The organism is Azospirillum sp. A29 (assembly GCF_042604625.1).
In the GTDB taxonomy this organism is placed as follows: Bacteria; Pseudomonadota; Alphaproteobacteria; order Azospirillales; family Azospirillaceae; genus Azospirillum; species Azospirillum palustre.
Genome location: NZ_CP170469.1, coordinates 87,345 through 101,615, shown reverse-complemented (window position 1 = coordinate 101,615; position 14,271 = coordinate 87,345). Strand labels below are relative to the sequence as shown.

At 68.1% G+C, this 14,271-nt stretch carries 13 protein-coding genes; 8 read left to right on the top strand and 5 right to left on the bottom strand.

The genetic code is table 11. The features are described 5' to 3' along the window. Window positions 1–34: 34 nt before the first annotated feature. Window positions 35–1,513: an aldehyde dehydrogenase gene (locus tag ABNQ38_RS34560; protein ID WP_377811389.1), complete on the bottom strand. Its 1,479-nt coding sequence runs from the start codon at window positions 1,511–1,513 to the stop codon at window positions 35–37. Window positions 1,514–1,706: 193 nt separating this feature from the next. Here ABNQ38_RS34560 and ABNQ38_RS34555 point away from each other — a divergent pair, with 193 nt between their 5' ends. From ABNQ38_RS34555 to ABNQ38_RS34520, 8 genes are all read left to right on the top strand, one after another. Beyond that, on the top strand, window positions 1,707–2,438 hold the full coding sequence (locus ABNQ38_RS34555) for an IclR family transcriptional regulator (protein ID WP_161957952.1): 732 nt from the start codon (window positions 1,707–1,709) through the stop codon (window positions 2,436–2,438). 443 nt (window positions 2,439–2,881) lie between these two features. Continuing rightward, window positions 2,882–3,298, top strand: a complete 417-nt coding sequence (locus ABNQ38_RS34550; RefSeq protein ID WP_377811388.1) for a hypothetical protein — start codon at window positions 2,882–2,884, stop codon at window positions 3,296–3,298. 62 nt (window positions 3,299–3,360) lie between these two features. After that, window positions 3,361–4,119 carry a hypothetical protein gene (locus ABNQ38_RS34545; RefSeq protein ID WP_377811387.1) on the top strand — a complete coding sequence of 253 codons (759 nt, stop codon included), beginning with the start codon at window positions 3,361–3,363 and terminating at the stop codon, window positions 4,117–4,119. Between the two features lie 276 nt (window positions 4,120–4,395). Continuing rightward, the gene (locus ABNQ38_RS34540; RefSeq protein ID WP_377811386.1) at window positions 4,396–5,829 is read left to right on the top strand and encodes a TolC family protein; all 1,434 of its coding nucleotides are present in this window, start codon (window positions 4,396–4,398) and stop codon (window positions 5,827–5,829) included. Further along, entirely contained in the window at window positions 5,826–6,080 is a 255-nt protein-coding gene (locus tag ABNQ38_RS34535) for a hypothetical protein (RefSeq protein WP_377811385.1), read from the top strand. The genes ABNQ38_RS34540 and ABNQ38_RS34535 overlap by 4 nt, the downstream gene beginning before the upstream one ends. 8 nt (window positions 6,081–6,088) lie before the next feature. After that, window positions 6,089–6,781 carry an ABC transporter ATP-binding protein gene (locus ABNQ38_RS34530; protein ID WP_377811384.1) on the top strand — a complete coding sequence of 231 codons (693 nt, stop codon included), beginning with the start codon at window positions 6,089–6,091 and terminating at the stop codon, window positions 6,779–6,781. A 23-nt stretch (window positions 6,782–6,804) separates the two neighbouring features. Next, entirely contained in the window at window positions 6,805–8,007 is a 1,203-nt protein-coding gene (locus ABNQ38_RS34525; RefSeq protein WP_377811383.1) for an ABC transporter permease, read from the top strand. A 38-nt stretch (window positions 8,008–8,045) separates the two neighbouring features. After that, on the top strand, window positions 8,046–9,215 hold the full coding sequence (locus tag ABNQ38_RS34520) for an HlyD family secretion protein (protein WP_377811382.1): 1,170 nt from the start codon (window positions 8,046–8,048) through the stop codon (window positions 9,213–9,215). A gap of 48 nt (window positions 9,216–9,263) precedes the next feature. Here the strand turns inward: ABNQ38_RS34520 and ABNQ38_RS34515 are convergent, their stop codons facing one another. The 4 genes from ABNQ38_RS34515 to ABNQ38_RS34500 form a co-directional block, all read right to left on the bottom strand. After that, window positions 9,264–10,469, bottom strand: coding sequence for a CoA transferase (locus ABNQ38_RS34515; protein ID WP_377811381.1), 1,206 nt, complete (start codon window positions 10,467–10,469; stop codon window positions 9,264–9,266). Between the two features lie 95 nt (window positions 10,470–10,564). Then, entirely contained in the window at window positions 10,565–11,317 is a 753-nt protein-coding gene (locus tag ABNQ38_RS34510) for a glucose 1-dehydrogenase (protein WP_377811380.1), read from the bottom strand. Window positions 11,318–11,467: 150 nt separating this feature from the next. Further along, a complete protein-coding gene (locus ABNQ38_RS34505; RefSeq protein WP_377811379.1) occupies window positions 11,468–12,427 on the bottom strand; it encodes a LysR substrate-binding domain-containing protein in 960 nt (319 codons plus the stop codon). A gap of 102 nt (window positions 12,428–12,529) precedes the next feature. Continuing rightward, complete coding sequence (locus ABNQ38_RS34500) at window positions 12,530–14,224, bottom strand: acyl-CoA dehydrogenase family protein (RefSeq protein WP_377811378.1); 1,695 nt, start codon at window positions 14,222–14,224, stop codon at window positions 12,530–12,532. Between the last annotated feature and the right edge of the window lie 47 nt (window positions 14,225–14,271).

Sequence of the window (14,271 nt, the reverse complement as noted above, 5' to 3'; positions counted from 1 at the left end):
ATGCTCCCGGAGGACTCGCCCCGCGGGCCCGGCCTCAGCCGAGCACGAAGGGGTTGGCGCGGTTGGGTTGCGTGGTGATCCAGACGGACTTGGTCTGGAGATACTCCTTGATCGCCTCCACGCCCCCTTCACGGCCGAGGCCGGAGCGCTTGTAGCCGCCGAAGGGCGTGGTGAAGCTGGTCGAGCGGTAATTGTTCACCCACACCGTCCCCGCGCGCAGCCGGTCGACGCAGTACATCGCGCGGTGCAGGTCGCGGGTCCACACGCCGGCCGCCAGGCCGAACTCGACGTCGTTGGCGATGCGCAGCGCATCGTCCTCGTCCTCGAAGGGGATGACGCAGAGGACCGGGCCGAACACCTCCTCCTGGGCAATGCGCATGTCGTTGCGCACCTGGGTGAAGATGGTCGGCGCCACGAACTGCCCCTGGCCGTAGTCCGGCCCCGACAGGGCATGGCCGCCGAGCGCGCAGACCGCGCCTTCCTGCTTCGCCATGTCGATCATCCGCAGGATCTTCTCCCATTGCGGACGGGTGGCGATGGGGCCGATCTGCGTGTCCATGCTGGACGGGTCGCCGATGCGCGCCTCGCCCGCCGCCGCGACCAGCTTGCCCACGAAGGCGTCGTGGATGGTCTTCTGGACCAGCAGGCGCGAACCGGCCATGCAGGTCTGGCCCGAGGCGCCGAACACGCCGGAGATGGCGCCCTTCACCGCCTGGTCGAGGTCGGCGTCGTCGAAGACGATGTTCGGCGACTTGCCGCCCAGTTCCAGCGTCACCTTCTTCAGGCCCGGCGCCGCGGCCTCGTTGACACGCTGACCGCCGATGTCGCCGCCGGTGAAGGCGATCTTGGCGGTCAGGGGATGGCGCACCAGCGGCTCGCCCACTTCCCCGCCGAAGCCGGTGACGACGTTGACGACGCCGCGCGGGAAGCCCGCCTCATGCGCCAGCTTCGCCAGCTCCAGGATGGAGGCGGAGGTGTATTCCGACGGCTTGATGACCATGGTGTTCCCGGCCGCCAGCGCCGGAGCCATCTTCCAGGTGGTCAGCGCCAGCGGCGAATTCCACGGGGTGATGGCGACGACGACGCCGAGCGGCTCGTACTTCACATAGTTGAAGACGTCGGCCTTGTTGATCGGCACGACGGCGCCCTGAACCTTGTCGGCCAGCCCGGCATAGTAATGGAACCATTGGGCGACGTTCCGCACCTGCCCGCTGACCTCGGCCATCAGCTTGCCGTTGTCGCGCTGCTCGATGGCGCCCAGCCGGTCGACATTGTCCTCGATCAGCCCGGCCAGCCGGCGCAGCAGCGCGCCGCGCTGGGTCGCCGTCAGTCCGGCCCAATCCGGCGACAGGAAGGCGCGGTGCGCCGCCTCCACCGCGCGGTCGGCATCGGCCTGCGTGCCGCGCGGGATCTCCGCCCAGGCCCGCCCCGAAAAGGGCTCCGTCGTCTCGAACCACTCGTTGGAAACCGGATCGCACCAGTCCCCGTCGATGAACAGCTTGTAGCGTTCCACCCTTCGCCTCGCAGAAGTTCTGTTAGATAGAACCATGTTTCATCTAAGAGAACATACGAAGGCAAATTGCGTCAAGCCTGAACCATTTGCCCCCGCACTTTTCTCACGGCTGGGACTTGTTCGGGCCGTCCTTGACGGCCGATGGCGGTGTCGAGGAAGAATGCACGCCGAAGCTGCCAATGAAGGGTGCGACATGACCGATGCGAAGCCGACCACGACCGCCGCATCCGCCGGGGGAGTTGAGTCCGTCGACCGGGCATTGAGCATCGTCGGCTGCTTTCAGGCGGGCGATCATGCATTGAGCCTGACCGAGATCGCGGCACGAACCGGGCTCTACAAGAGCACCATCCTGCGGCTGACCGTGTCGCTGGAAAGGGCCGGCTACCTCGTCCGCCACCAGGACAAGTCCTACCGGCTCGGCCCGGAGCTGATGCGGCTGGGGGGGCTCTACCAGCGCTCGCTGCGGCTGGAGGACCATGTCCGGCCGGTGCTGCGCCAGCTGATGCGGGAGAGCGGGGAAAGCGCCTCCTTCTTCCGGCGCGAAGGGGCGTGGCGCATCTGCGCCTTCCGCGAGGATTCGACGCAGGCGATCCGCGATCACGTTCATGAAGGCGACCGCCTGCCTCTGGACCGGGGTGCCGCCGGCCATGTGCTCACCCGCTTCGCCGGGCAGGGATCGGCGGCTGACTTCGCCGCCTTGCCTCTGCTCTCCTTCGGCGAGCGCGAGTCCGAGACCGGGGCCGCCGCCGTGCCGGTCTTTTCACAACGGGACGGGCTGGTCGGCGCGTTGACCCTGTCGGGACCGCTGACCCGCTTCACCGGGGAGCGGGTGGCGGTGATGGCGCCCCTGCTGCTGGCCGCCGGCAGCCGCCTGTCGGAGACGCTGGGCGGACATTACCCGGATTCGGCGTCGCAGTCTGCATAGGCAACGGCGGCCCAAAGCGAGATGGCGACGAAACGGTGAGACCATGGCCGTGCCGGAGGCGTCCGGGCCTGTGCCGGGAGGGCAGCGTCCTTCGTCCCGCAAGCACAATACCGACGTCCGGGGACGCGTTCCGGCTCTGTTGCAAGGTCTGCCGGCAGGCGGCGGAATGGCTGGACGCTGGAGGAAGCCAATTGGTGTCGGACCTCACGGGATGCCCGTAACCATCATCCCGTGCCTGCCGGCAAACCTTGCAACAGACCCTGCGGAGGACGGGAGCAGAAATACTAATTTTGCTATCTAAGGATTTATTGGATTCTATTTTTCTACCGTCATGCACTGTCTTTCGACATTGAATTGCGCTATATAGGTGTTGTCATCCACCAAAGAGACCACCATACCGGGAGGTTTCGGGCGTTGAGACCAAAAAACTGGAGGACATTTTAATGTCAGTCAAATTTGCCGGAGCAATGGGCTTTGCGGCCTCCCTGCTGTTCGCCATGCCGGCTTTGGCGGGAACCACCGGCGTCGTCGTACAGAACCTTTCCGGCCAAACTGTCACGGTGTCGGGGACCAGCATCGGCCTGCCGAGCTCGATCAACAACGGCAGCTCGGGAACGGGCATGTCCAGCTTTTCCTCCGGTCAGCCGGACAGCGGCGTTCTGACCGTGTCGGGGGGCGGGAAGTCTTGCAGCTTCTCGTGGTCGCGGCCGGGGCAGCAGGTCAAGAACGGCCCGCTCTGCGGGACGTTGACAAGTTTCTCGACGAAGCTTGGAGTGGGCTCTTGGAGTTGCAACAATGTGGTGGTGAGCCAGCAGCCCTCTCCCACCTGCTCGGGTAACGTGAAGTTCACGATCCAGTAACATGCAATGGCGGGCATCCATTTGTGATGCCCGCCAGTCATCCCGCTGACGGAGTGCCGAAAATGGCTGGAGCGATCACGGATTACAACGGCCCCAACGTCACGCTTGCGGGCGGTTCCGCTTTGAAGAAATTCATGGAAAATACCGCCGCTGCTGCCAAGAAAAAAATCGAGGAAACCGGAAGCGTCGCGGGATTCAAAGCAGACTTCAGGTCTGCCGATGGCGAGATTTCTGTAAATATCACATCAGATTTTGGAACTGATTTGAATGGAAAGTCTGGCTATGCCTTATCCTATCGCCTAGAGACAACAGATAAAGGCGTCCAAATTGGTGGCGGCGAAGGTGGCAGTAACGTCGCCGACAGTGGAGATGATATCGATGAGTTTGTATCGACCGTAAGTAAGATGAATGACTCAGTTGGCACAAAATCTGGGAAAATGACAGAAGAAGAAGAGATTAAATATGTAAAAGAAAACTTTCCGCCAGAACAATACGAAAAATTCGTTCAAGTCATAAAGGAATCCAAAGCGGCCTACGAAGCTCAGCAGAGAGAGTTGCGTGGGGAGAAAGGCGATGCGTCCTCTCCGGCGTCTGGTAGCGGTACGCGGCTCGACCGCATGAAGGCGCGGAGCGAGGATGCGGCGCAACTGGCCGAAAGGTTGCTGAAGGGCGTGACCGGGCGCGACCGATCGGAGGCGAATGGCCCTGCGCATTGGCTGGCTTCCTCCCTCACCGATCCTGCCACCGACAAATCCTCCGCCCAGACCGCAGACAAAGCGTCGCCTCCGCCCTCGTACAAGCCTGTCGATCTGAAGACCTGAACACGGCCCCACCGGAGGGAAGAAGCCAGCCGGCAGGACGGATGTCCGCATCCAAGGCCCGACACAGGTGGCGAGGATCGGCATCGTCGCCCGTGCCGCCCGCCCTTTTCCTGTCCATGGCACATTGCGTATGATATGGACAGTTATGGTTGTGTCAAAGGTGTCTCTGTGGCGGTTCCGAGTGCCATGAACGCATGTCCTGCGATCATACGCTGCATGGCGGTCGCCCTGGCTCTGGGAACCGCCGTTGGCGGTGCGGAGGGCGCACACGCGCAGATGGCTCCGCAACCCCGCTATGCCCATGATGGCTCCGGACCGCCGCCGCCGGCAACCGGTCCCGAGCTGCGCCTGACCCTGCCTGAGGCGGTCTATCTCGGGCTGCGGCGGAATAACGGGGTCCGGACGGCCTATCTGCAACGGGTTCTCGACGCCTACAACCTGCATGTCGCGGAATCCGCCTTCACCCCCCGCGGAAATCTGCTGTCCACCGTCGATGCCGACCGCACCGGCGGCAGCCGCGGGGTCGCCATCGACCTGACGCCGACGGTGCAAACGCTGACGCCGCTGGGAACCGTTATCGCGTTCGGCTGGGACCTGCGGCAGAGCAGCCGGCGGCAACCGAACGACGGGCTGTCGCGGGGGGAGTCGGCGCTCACCCTGTCGGTCATCCAACCGCTGCTGAAGAGCGCCGGCTACGACACCACGATGGCCCCGGTGCGCATCGCGCGGTTGCAGGAGCGCTACAACCGGCTTCGCCTGAAGACCGCGGTCGCCAACACCGTGACCGACATCGCCCGCGCCTATCACCAGTTCGTTCAAACCCGCCAGCAGATCGCCCTGGCCGACGGCGCCCTGCAACGCGCCCGCGATCTGGAGGCGACCAATCGCGCCCTGATCGCCGCCGGACGGATGGCCGCGGTCGAACTGTTCCAGGCCCAGGCGACGACGGCGGCCCAGGAACTGGCGCTGTTGCAGGCGCAAAGCGCGTTCGATGCCGCGCGGCTCGCACTGCTGGCGCTGCTGGCGCTCGATCTCGACACGCGGATCGTTCCCGCCGACCGGCTGACGGCGAAGCCGGTGCGGATCGACGTGAACGAGGTGAGGGCGCTGGCCTTCGACAACCGCCCGGATTACCTGTCGCAGCTGATCGCCATCGAAAGCGCGCGCATCGGGCTGGATGTCGCCCGCAATCAACGGCTGTGGGATGTTTCGGTGGTCGCCGGGGTGAGCGTGCCGGGGGCCGGGCGCAGCGGCTGGCGGGCATCGGAAAAGCTGCCCGCCACCAAGACCGACCTGCGGGCCGGGCTTCAGCTCAACATCCCCATCAACGACCTGTCCCTGAAACAGCAGGAGGTCCAGGCCAGCGTCGGCCTGCGGCAGAACGAGGTCGTGCTGGAACAGCTGCGCGCCCAGGTCGATCAGCAGGTGCGCGACGGGGTGCGGACGGTCGACGCCATGTGGCGTCAATACACGCTCAGCCGGCAGGTGCGGGAACTGGGCGAACGGACGCTGGCCGGCGAGATGGCCAAGCTGCGCGCCGGACGGTCGAGCAATTTCCAGGTCGTGTCGTTCCAAGACCAGCTGCGCTCCGCCGAAAGCGGCGAGCTGGCGGCGCTGGTGGCCTATCTCGATGCGCTCGTCCTGCTGGACCTGCAGGTCGGCACCACCATCGACACCTGGGGCATCCAGCTGAACGATCCGCCGCCATGATGCGCTCCCCCATCCTCATTTTCCGGCCGAGGCCGGCACTGCTCCCGGCGCTGCTGTGCACGCTGGCGGCCGGCTGCTGCGCGCCGCCCGAGATCGCGCTTCCCCCCGTCGCGGCGCCGGACATCGCGCCGCCGGCACTGGCGGCTTCCACCGACGGCCTGCCGCTGGCGGCCTACGCCCGCCCCACCGGTGAGGCGGGGGTCTCCCTCCGGCTGGTGTCGCCCGCCAACACGCCCGCCGCCGGTCCGTGAGGTGCCGCATGACCATCCTCGCTCTCGACGGCGTGCATAAGAGCCACGGCCGCGCGGCAGGCGCGGTGCAGGTGCTGCGCGACGTGTCGCTGGACATCCGGCAGGGCGAGGTCTGCGCCATCGTCGGGTCTTCGGGGTCGGGAAAATCGACGCTTCTCTCGCTGATGGGGCTGCTGGACCGTCCGGATTCCGGACGGCTCCGCTTCGAGGGGGAGGAGGTCGGGGCGGCCTCGGCGGACCGGCTGGCGGCCCTGCGCAACCGCCGCATCGGCTTCGTCTTCCAGTCCTTCCATCTGCTGCCCAGGCTGACGGCGCTGGAGAATGTCGCCCTGCCGTTCCTGTACCGCGGCGTGCCGCCGCGCCTGGGCCGCGACCGTGCGGCGGCGATGCTGGAGCGGGTCGGGCTGGGCGACCGGCTGCATCACCGGCCGGAGGAGATGTCGGGGGGCCAGCGCCAGCGCGTCGCCGTTGCCCGCGCGGTGGTCGGCGATCCCGCCCTGCTGCTGGCCGACGAGCCGACGGGAAATCTGGACAGCGCCACCGCGCGCCAGATCATCGACCTGTTCTTCGCCCTGAACGCCGATCTCGGGGTGACCGTGGCGCTCGTCACCCATGATCCCGCCATCGCGGCGCGTTGCGGGCGTCAATTGGTGATGCGGGACGGACGGCTGGACAGCGCGGCGTCCGGGGCCGTCCCATGAGGCGCGTCGGGCCCGTGAGGCCGATGGATGACGGGGAAAGCGGCGGGCGCCGGTGGCGGGCGCTGGCGGCGGACGCGTTGCGCAACCTCGGGGCGATGCGGCAGCGCTCGCTCCTGGCCCTGCTCGGCATCGCCATCGGAACGGCGGCCGTGGTCGCCCTGATCTCCATCGGCGAGAATGCCAAGGAACACTCCATGCGCCAGTTCCTCGCCATGGGGGCGGACATCCTGACGGTCCAGAAGGATTTCAGCCTGTCCGGCCGGCCGGCGGCCATGACCCGTGCCGATGTCGACCGGCTGCGGGCGCTTCCCGGCGTCGAGGAGGTCGCGCCGCTGGCGATGCTGGGGGTGGAGATCCGCCAGGGGCGCACCCGCCTGCCCAGCGCCGTCGCCGGCGTCACGCCGGAATTCTTTGCGCTGGTCCAGGCCAAAGCCGCACAGGGCCGGACGCTGACCGAGGGGGACCGCGCCGCGACCGTCGTCGTCCTCGGGGCCGTGCTGGCCCGCCGACTGGCGGAAGACGGCCACCCCCCGGTGCCAGGCAGCCTGCTGCGGATGGGGGGATACAACCACACGGTGGTGGGCGTTCTCGTCGGCAGCACGCCGAACCCGGTGTTGCCGCTGGATGTCGACAGCACGGCCTTCGTGCCCCTGTCCGGCGCGCGGCGGGTGTCGGCCAACAGCGACATCACCAACCTCGTGGTCCGCAAGATGCCCGGTGCCGCCGATCAGGACGTGCGGCAATCGATGACCGGCCATTTCTCCAGCGGCGCTCATCCCCGCCCGGTCATGGTGCAGAGCGCTCGCCAGCTGATCGTCGCCATGAGCGATCAGGCGCGGGTTCACACCCTGCTGCTGGCCGCCATCGGCGGCGTGTCGCTGATTGTCGGCGGGGTCGGCGTGATGAATGTGATGCTGATGGGCGTGGTCGAGCGGCGGCGCGAAATCGGCTTGCGCATGGCCCTGGGCGCCCGGCCCATCGATGTCTGCGCGATGTTTCTGGCCGAAGCGCTGGCCCTCTCGCTCAGCGGTGGGATGGCGGGCGCCCTCCTGGGCCTCGCGGCGGCGGCGGTCTATGCATGGAATGCGGGGTGGGCGTTCGCGCCGTCCGTCCCGTCTCTGCCGCTGGGGCTCGGCATGTCCAGCGGGGTGGGGCTGTTCTTCGGGCTTTACCCGGCGATGCAGGCGTCCCGCCTGGAGCCGGTCGCGGCGTTGCGCGGGGAGTGAACGCCGATGCGGTCGAGAGGAATGCAAGGAGCGGGTCGATGAGCGTACAGGCACCGCGACCGGCGGCCGGCGGATCGCGGCGGCGGGCCCTGGACAGGCTGGTGTGGTTCTGCGGCGGCGCCCTGTGCGCCGGCCTCGTCCTGAGCGGCCCGTCCCGGTTCGAGGATGCGCAGGCAATGCTGTCGGCAAGCCGCGTTCCGGCCGACAGGGCCGCGCCGACGCCTCGGGAGGTTGAACCGGAGATTGCCGGGCAGCTTCCGGTCCTGTCCGTGGCCGGAACGGTCGAACCGGGCCGCACGGTGGCGGTGGTGGCCCCCTTCGCCGGATCGGTGAAGGAAAAGCGGTTCGAGTATGGCCAGCGGGTCGAAGCCGGTCAGGTCCTGCTGGTCATCGACGGCTTCGATATGGATATGCGCGCGCGCGACGCGGAGGCTGCCCGTCTCAAGACCGCGCAGCATCTGGACGAGGTCAGGAACTGGGCGACCGGCACGGAGATGGCGCGTGCGCAGCGTCAACTGGCCGCCGCGCGGCGGGAGGCCGAGCAGGCGCAACGCCGCGTGCAGGATGCCAAGCCCCTGATCGCCCAGGGCATCATTCCGCGGCAGGAGTATGAGGATCTGCTCAGGCAGGCCGAAGCACAGGCGCTCAACCGTCAGGCGGCGGAAGAGGAGCTGGCCACCACCGTGAAGAGGGGCGGGCGCGACGCCGTCCGCATGGCTGAACTGGAGCATGCGGGCGCCCTGGCGAAGGTCGAGGATCTGCGCCGGCAAGTGGAGCGTGCGGTGGTGAGGGCTCCGGCCTCCGGCATGGTCATGAAGGCGCCGACCGCCTCTTCGGCCAATACGCCCGGCGTCGCTGCGGTCGAGGTCGGGGCCGGGCTGTCCCAAAACCAAAGCCTGTTCCTGATTGCCGAGATGGACAGCCTGGCGGTCGCGGCGCAGGTCGACGAGATGGACGTCAACAGCCTGCGCGTCGGTCAGCCGGTCGACGTGACCGGCGAAGCCTTTCCAGACAGTCGGTTGTCCGGACGGGTCGCCTGGGTCGCGCAGCAGGCGACGGCCGGTGACGGGGGGGCGTCCACCGGCGCATCCTTCGCCGTGCGCGTGGCGCTGCCGCCCCTGTCCGACGCGCAGAAACAACGCATCCGTGTCGGCATGTCCGCGACCCTGACGATCGGAACGACTGCGGGGCCGCGCCTTGCCGAGTGAACCGTTCCGGCCTCGCCGGACGGGATCCGCCAGATCGCCCTATCCGACCTATCCGACGATGCCGGCATCGTGAAGGCGGCCGATCTCCGCCGACGGCAGCCCCAGCAGATCGGCCAGCACCGCGTCGGTGTCCTGCCCCAGACGGGGGGCCGGACGATGGTCGGTGCGCTCGCCCATGCCGGGAAAGCCGAGCGGCGATCCGGGAACCAGCAGCGGCCCGACGCCGGGCTGGTCGATTTCGCGGAAAAGCGGGTTGGCGGTGGAGCAGCGCGCATCCTCGGCGACGAGCTGGCCGAAATCGCGGTAGGGCCCCCACAGCACGCCCGAGCCGGCGAACGCACTTTCCACCTCTGACAGCGTGCGCGCGGCGAACCAGGGGGCGAGCATGGCGGAGATCGCATCGCGGGCCTGGAAGCGCCCGCCTTCGTCATCCATGTCCACGCCCATCAGCGGGCCGATCATCGCCAGCCTGTCGGCCAGCCCGGTCGCCTTGCCGAGCGCCTTCCACTGGCGGTTGGAAATGGCGACGACCATCGCGCGCCGCCCATCGGCGGTGGCGAAGTCGCGGCCATAGGCGCCGTACAGGTCGTTGCCCATCGGCGGACGCACGGCGCCGTTCACCCGGACGTCGGCGAGGTAGCCGAGGTTGCCGACGGTCGCCAGCATCACGTCGGCCAGCGCCACCGTCACCTCCTGCCCCCGGCCGGTGCGGCGCCGCTGCCGGTCGGCCGCCAGCAGCCCGGTGGCGAGATAGAGGCCGGCCGCCACGTCCCAGGCCGGCAGGACATGGTTCACCGGCTCCCCTCCCCTGCCGGTCGCCATCGGGAATCCGCCGGCGCAATTGACGGTGTAGTCCACCGCGGCCGATCCGTCCGGATTGCCGGTCAGCCGCAGCATAATCAGGTCGTCGCGCCTGGCGGACAGCGCCTCATAGCCCATCCAGCCGCTGGCCGGCAGGTTGGTCAGCAGAAAGCCGGCATCCTCGCCCGACGCGGTGATGATGGCCTGGGCGATCTCCCGCCCCTCCGGCTTGTCGAGCGCCAGGGTGACCGACCGCTTCGCCTTGTTCAGCGCCGTCCAGTAGAGGCTGGTACCGTTGGGCGCCAGCGGCCAGCGGCGGTAATCGATGTTGCCGCCGATGGGGTCGATGCGGATCACCTCCGCACCCAGCTGGGCCAGGGTCATGCCGCCCAGCGGAGCCGCGACGAAGGCCGAGATTTCGACGATGCGCAGATCGGTAAGGAGCGAGGACATGGGGGACGGATTCCGCTCGGGGGTGGATGCAGAGGGGCGGCAGGGTTCGGTCAGGCCGGGGCGCGGACGCAACCCCGGCCTTGCACGGCCCGTCCTCAGACGCAGCGGCCGCCGTCGATCTCCAGCACCACGCCGGTGATGAAGGCCGCCTCGTCGGAAGCGAGATACAGCGCGGCGTTGGCGACGTCGGCGGGCTGGCCCAGGCGGCCGAGCGGAACGATGCCCAGCATGCGCGCCCGCTTTTCCGGGGTGTCGCCGCCCATGAAGGTGGCGAGCAGCGGCGTTTCGGTGGCGACCGGCGCCAGCGCACAGACGCGGATGTTGTCGGGCGCCAGTTCCAGCGCCAGCGACTGGGTGATGTTGTGCACCGCGCCCTTCGTGGCGTTGTACCAGACCAGGCCCGGACGCGGGCGCAGCCCGGCGGTGGAGCCGAGATTGAGGATCACGCCGGATTTCTGCGCCCGCATCGTCGCGACCACCGCCTTGGAATAGAGGTAGATCGACTTGACGTTCAGGGCGAAGACGCGGTCGAACTCCTCTTCGGTCACGTTTTCGAACGGGCCGTTGGCGTGGGTGGAGCCGGCGTTGTTCACCAGGATGTCGAGGCGCCCGAATTTCTCGACCGTCGCGGCGATGGTCATCTCGACATCGGCGGTCCTGGTCACGTTGGCTTTGATGCCGATGGCGGCATCGCCCAGCCGCTCCGCCACCGCATGGGCGGCGTCGCCGTTGATGTCGACGACCGCCACGCGGGCACCCTCGCGCACGAAGGTTTCGGCCATCGCAAGGCCCAGGCCCTGCGCCGCCCCGGTGACCAGGGCAACCTTGCCGTCCAGGCGCTTCGTCATTCTCGGTTCCTTCCCCAGGGAATTATGTGGTGATGGGGGGAAGCTATCCGCGCCAAACCGGCCGTGCTATGGACCATCCGTCATAACTGCTATCAGCGGCCAAAGCATATCGGGGCGGAGTACGGCCCCGGTCGCCTTCAAGAGCCTCCATCAAGGCGCGCTGTCCTCCCCCGCACTGCCGGGCGCGACGACCTTGCCCTTCAGCACGCCGTTGGCGACGCATTTGACGACTTCGACATGGATCAGCCGCAGCAGGGCACGGGTCGCCTTCGACACCGGCTGATGCAGCGGCGTCGCGGTGACCAGCATGGCATGCATGTCCTTCGACGCGATCTCGCGCGCGATCAGCCGGCCCTGGCGCACCTCGCGGTGGACGGCACCGAAGGGAAGGATGGTCGATCCCATCCCCTCCTCCACCAACTGCTTGATGGCGGTGACGGAGTCGATCTCCATATCGACCTGAAGATCGATGTCGGCCCGGCGCACCGCCGCATCCACCACCCGGCGCAGGCCGTTTTCCAGGCCGGGCAGCACGAAATGCAGGTCGGCCAGCATCTCGACCCCGACCGGCCCGTCGTCGCCGGCCGCTGCGTCCTTGGCCGATTGGACCAGTTGCAGACTTTCCACCAGCAGGGGAGACGACAGCATGCTGCGTCCGCGCCGCGCGTCGTAGAGGACGGCGAGGTCCAGCCGCCCGCCTTCCACCCATTCCAGCAGCGTGCCGCTGAACACCTCGTGGATGCGCAGGGTCGCGTCGGGATAGTTCTCGTGGAAGCGGCGGGCCAGCGGAGCACCCAGCGTGGCGCAGATCGACGGCGGCAGCCCCAGCGTGACGGTCCCGGTCAGCCGTTCCGACTGGTCCTGGATCTCCTCCTTGATCTCGCTGAGCGCGCCCAGCAGGTGGCGCACCACGTCGTAGAGCTTGCGCCCCTGCTGGGTCAGCGAGACGCCGCGGCCGTGACGGTAGAACAGGCTCGTGCGCAGCTCGTGCTCCAGCTTCTGGACCTGCCGGCTCAGCGCCGGCTGCGTGATGCCCAGCTTGACCGAGGCCTTGGAGAAGCTGCCAAGGTCAGCCACCTGAACGAAATAGCGCAGTTCCAGAAGTTCCATCGCGGGCGGCCTTGTCCTTTCAGTCCTCCCCGTCCGATAGCGAATACGCCGGTATGATACAAGCGTGGTCGCGACAGGTCAGTTCCGCCCGGCCGGCACTCCTCAATTGCGGCGCGACAGCAGACCGCGGGCGACGACCTGGGCCTGGATTTCCGCCGCTCCTTCGAAGATGTTCAGGATACGGGCGTCGCACAGCACCCGGCTGACCGGATACTCGACGGCGTATCCGTTGCCGCCATGGATCTGCACCGAGTTGTCGGCGTTCGACCAGGCGACGCGCGCGGCCAGCAGTTTCGCCATGCCGGCTTCGATGTCGCAGCGGCGGTCGCCGTCCTTCTCCCGCGCGGCGAAATAGGTCAACTGGCGGGCGATCATCGTTTCCACCGCCATCCAGGCCAGTTTGCCGGCGACGCGTGGGAAGGCGGCGAGCGGACGGCCGAACTGGACGCGGTCCTGGGCATAGCGCAGGCCAAGTTCCATCGCGTTCTGCGCCACGCCGACGGCGCGGGCGGCGGTCTGCACGCGGGCGGATTCGAAGGTCGCCATCAACTGCTTGAAGCCCTGGCCCTCGACACCGCCCAGCAAGTTTTCGCGGGGAACGGCAAAGCCGTCGAAACCGATCTCGTATTCCTTCATGCCGCGATAGCCCAGCACCGGGATCTCGCCGCCGCTCATCCCCTCGGCCGGGAAGGGGTCCGCCTCGGTGCCGCGCGGCTTCTCGGCCAGCAGCATCGACAGGCCGCGATAGCCGGGGGCGTCCGGATCGGTGCGCACCAGCAGCGTCATCAGGTCCGACCGGCTGCCATGGGTGATCCAGGTCTTCGCCCCGGTGACGCGATAGAGGTCGCCGTCCAGCACCGCGCGGGTGCGCAGGCTGCCCAGGTCGGAGCCGGTGTTGGGCTCGGTGAACACGGCGGTCGGCAGGATCTCGCCCGATGCGATGCGCGGCAGCCAGCGCGCCCGCTGTTCGGCGGTGCCGCCCATGCGGATCAGTTCGGCCGCGATCTCCGCGCGGGTGCCGAGCGAGCCGACGCCGATGTACCCGCGCGACAGCTCCTCCGTCACCACGCACATGGCGAGCTTGCCCATGCCCAGCCCGCCGTCCTCCTCCGGCACGGTCAGGCCGAACACCCCCATGTCCGCCATCCGCTCGATGACGGGAAGCGGGATCAACTCGTCCTTCAGATGCCAGTCATGGGCATGCGGCTCCACTGCGTCGGCGACGAAGCGGCGGAACTGGTCGCGGACCATGTCCAGCGCCTCGTCCTCCAGGGCCGCGTCGCCGAAGCCGCCGCCATGCAGCGCATCGGTCAGCAGCTCGGCGATGCGCAGCCGCAGGGCCGACGCGTTGCCGGCGGCGATCAGCCGGCGCACCGCCTCGGTGCGGAAGGCGTCCCGCTCCGCCTCGCCCAGCCCGAAATCGGCCGGACGGACGATTTCGCCCTGGCTCATCGCCAGACCGCCGTCGAGCTGGGCCAGATACTCGCCGAACGCCGCCTGGAGCATGGCCGCTTCCAGTTCGCCCAGCCGGCCGGCATGGTCCAGCCGCTCCGCCCAGCCGCGCATCTGGCGAAGCGCCTCGGCATAGGTCGCGACCCAGGCGAAGCCATGCGCCGCCACCTGATGGCGGTCGAGCGCCGCCGCATCCACACGGCCATCCGGCGCCACCAGCGCCGCGACGCCGCGCTCGGCCGCCTGGGCCAGTCGCGCCACCGCGTCGAGCGCCGCCGCCGTGGCCGGCAACAGATCGGGAAGCAGCAGCGGCAAGCCGGTGGCGGTGGTGGAGATGGATGACATGGCGCGTTTCCTCGGTTCTTGTTGTCCAGTCCGGCCGCCACGGGGGA

Excerpts from the sequence above, each read along its gene's own strand:
- ABNQ38_RS34555 (WP_161957952.1), top strand. The coding sequence starts at position 1,707 with ATGACCGATGCGAAGCCGACCACGACCGCCGCATCCGCCGGGGGAGTT.
- ABNQ38_RS34550 (WP_377811388.1), top strand. The coding sequence starts at position 2,882 with ATGTCAGTCAAATTTGCCGGAGCAATGGGCTTTGCGGCCTCCCTGCTG.
- ABNQ38_RS34545 (WP_377811387.1), top strand. The coding sequence starts at position 3,361 with ATGGCTGGAGCGATCACGGATTACAACGGCCCCAACGTCACGCTTGCG.
- ABNQ38_RS34540 (WP_377811386.1), top strand. The coding sequence starts at position 4,396 with ATGGCTCCGCAACCCCGCTATGCCCATGATGGCTCCGGACCGCCGCCG.
- ABNQ38_RS34535 (WP_377811385.1), top strand. The coding sequence starts at position 5,826 with ATGATGCGCTCCCCCATCCTCATTTTCCGGCCGAGGCCGGCACTGCTC.
- ABNQ38_RS34530 (WP_377811384.1), top strand. The coding sequence starts at position 6,089 with ATGACCATCCTCGCTCTCGACGGCGTGCATAAGAGCCACGGCCGCGCG.
- ABNQ38_RS34525 (WP_377811383.1), top strand. The coding sequence starts at position 6,805 with ATGGATGACGGGGAAAGCGGCGGGCGCCGGTGGCGGGCGCTGGCGGCG.
- ABNQ38_RS34520 (WP_377811382.1), top strand. The coding sequence starts at position 8,046 with ATGAGCGTACAGGCACCGCGACCGGCGGCCGGCGGATCGCGGCGGCGG.
- ABNQ38_RS34515 (WP_377811381.1), bottom strand. The coding sequence starts at position 10,469 with ATGTCCTCGCTCCTTACCGATCTGCGCATCGTCGAAATCTCGGCCTTC.
- ABNQ38_RS34510 (WP_377811380.1), bottom strand. The coding sequence starts at position 11,317 with ATGACGAAGCGCCTGGACGGCAAGGTTGCCCTGGTCACCGGGGCGGCG.
- ABNQ38_RS34505 (WP_377811379.1), bottom strand. The coding sequence starts at position 12,427 with ATGGAACTTCTGGAACTGCGCTATTTCGTTCAGGTGGCTGACCTTGGC.
- ABNQ38_RS34500 (WP_377811378.1), bottom strand. The coding sequence starts at position 14,224 with ATGTCATCCATCTCCACCACCGCCACCGGCTTGCCGCTGCTGCTTCCC.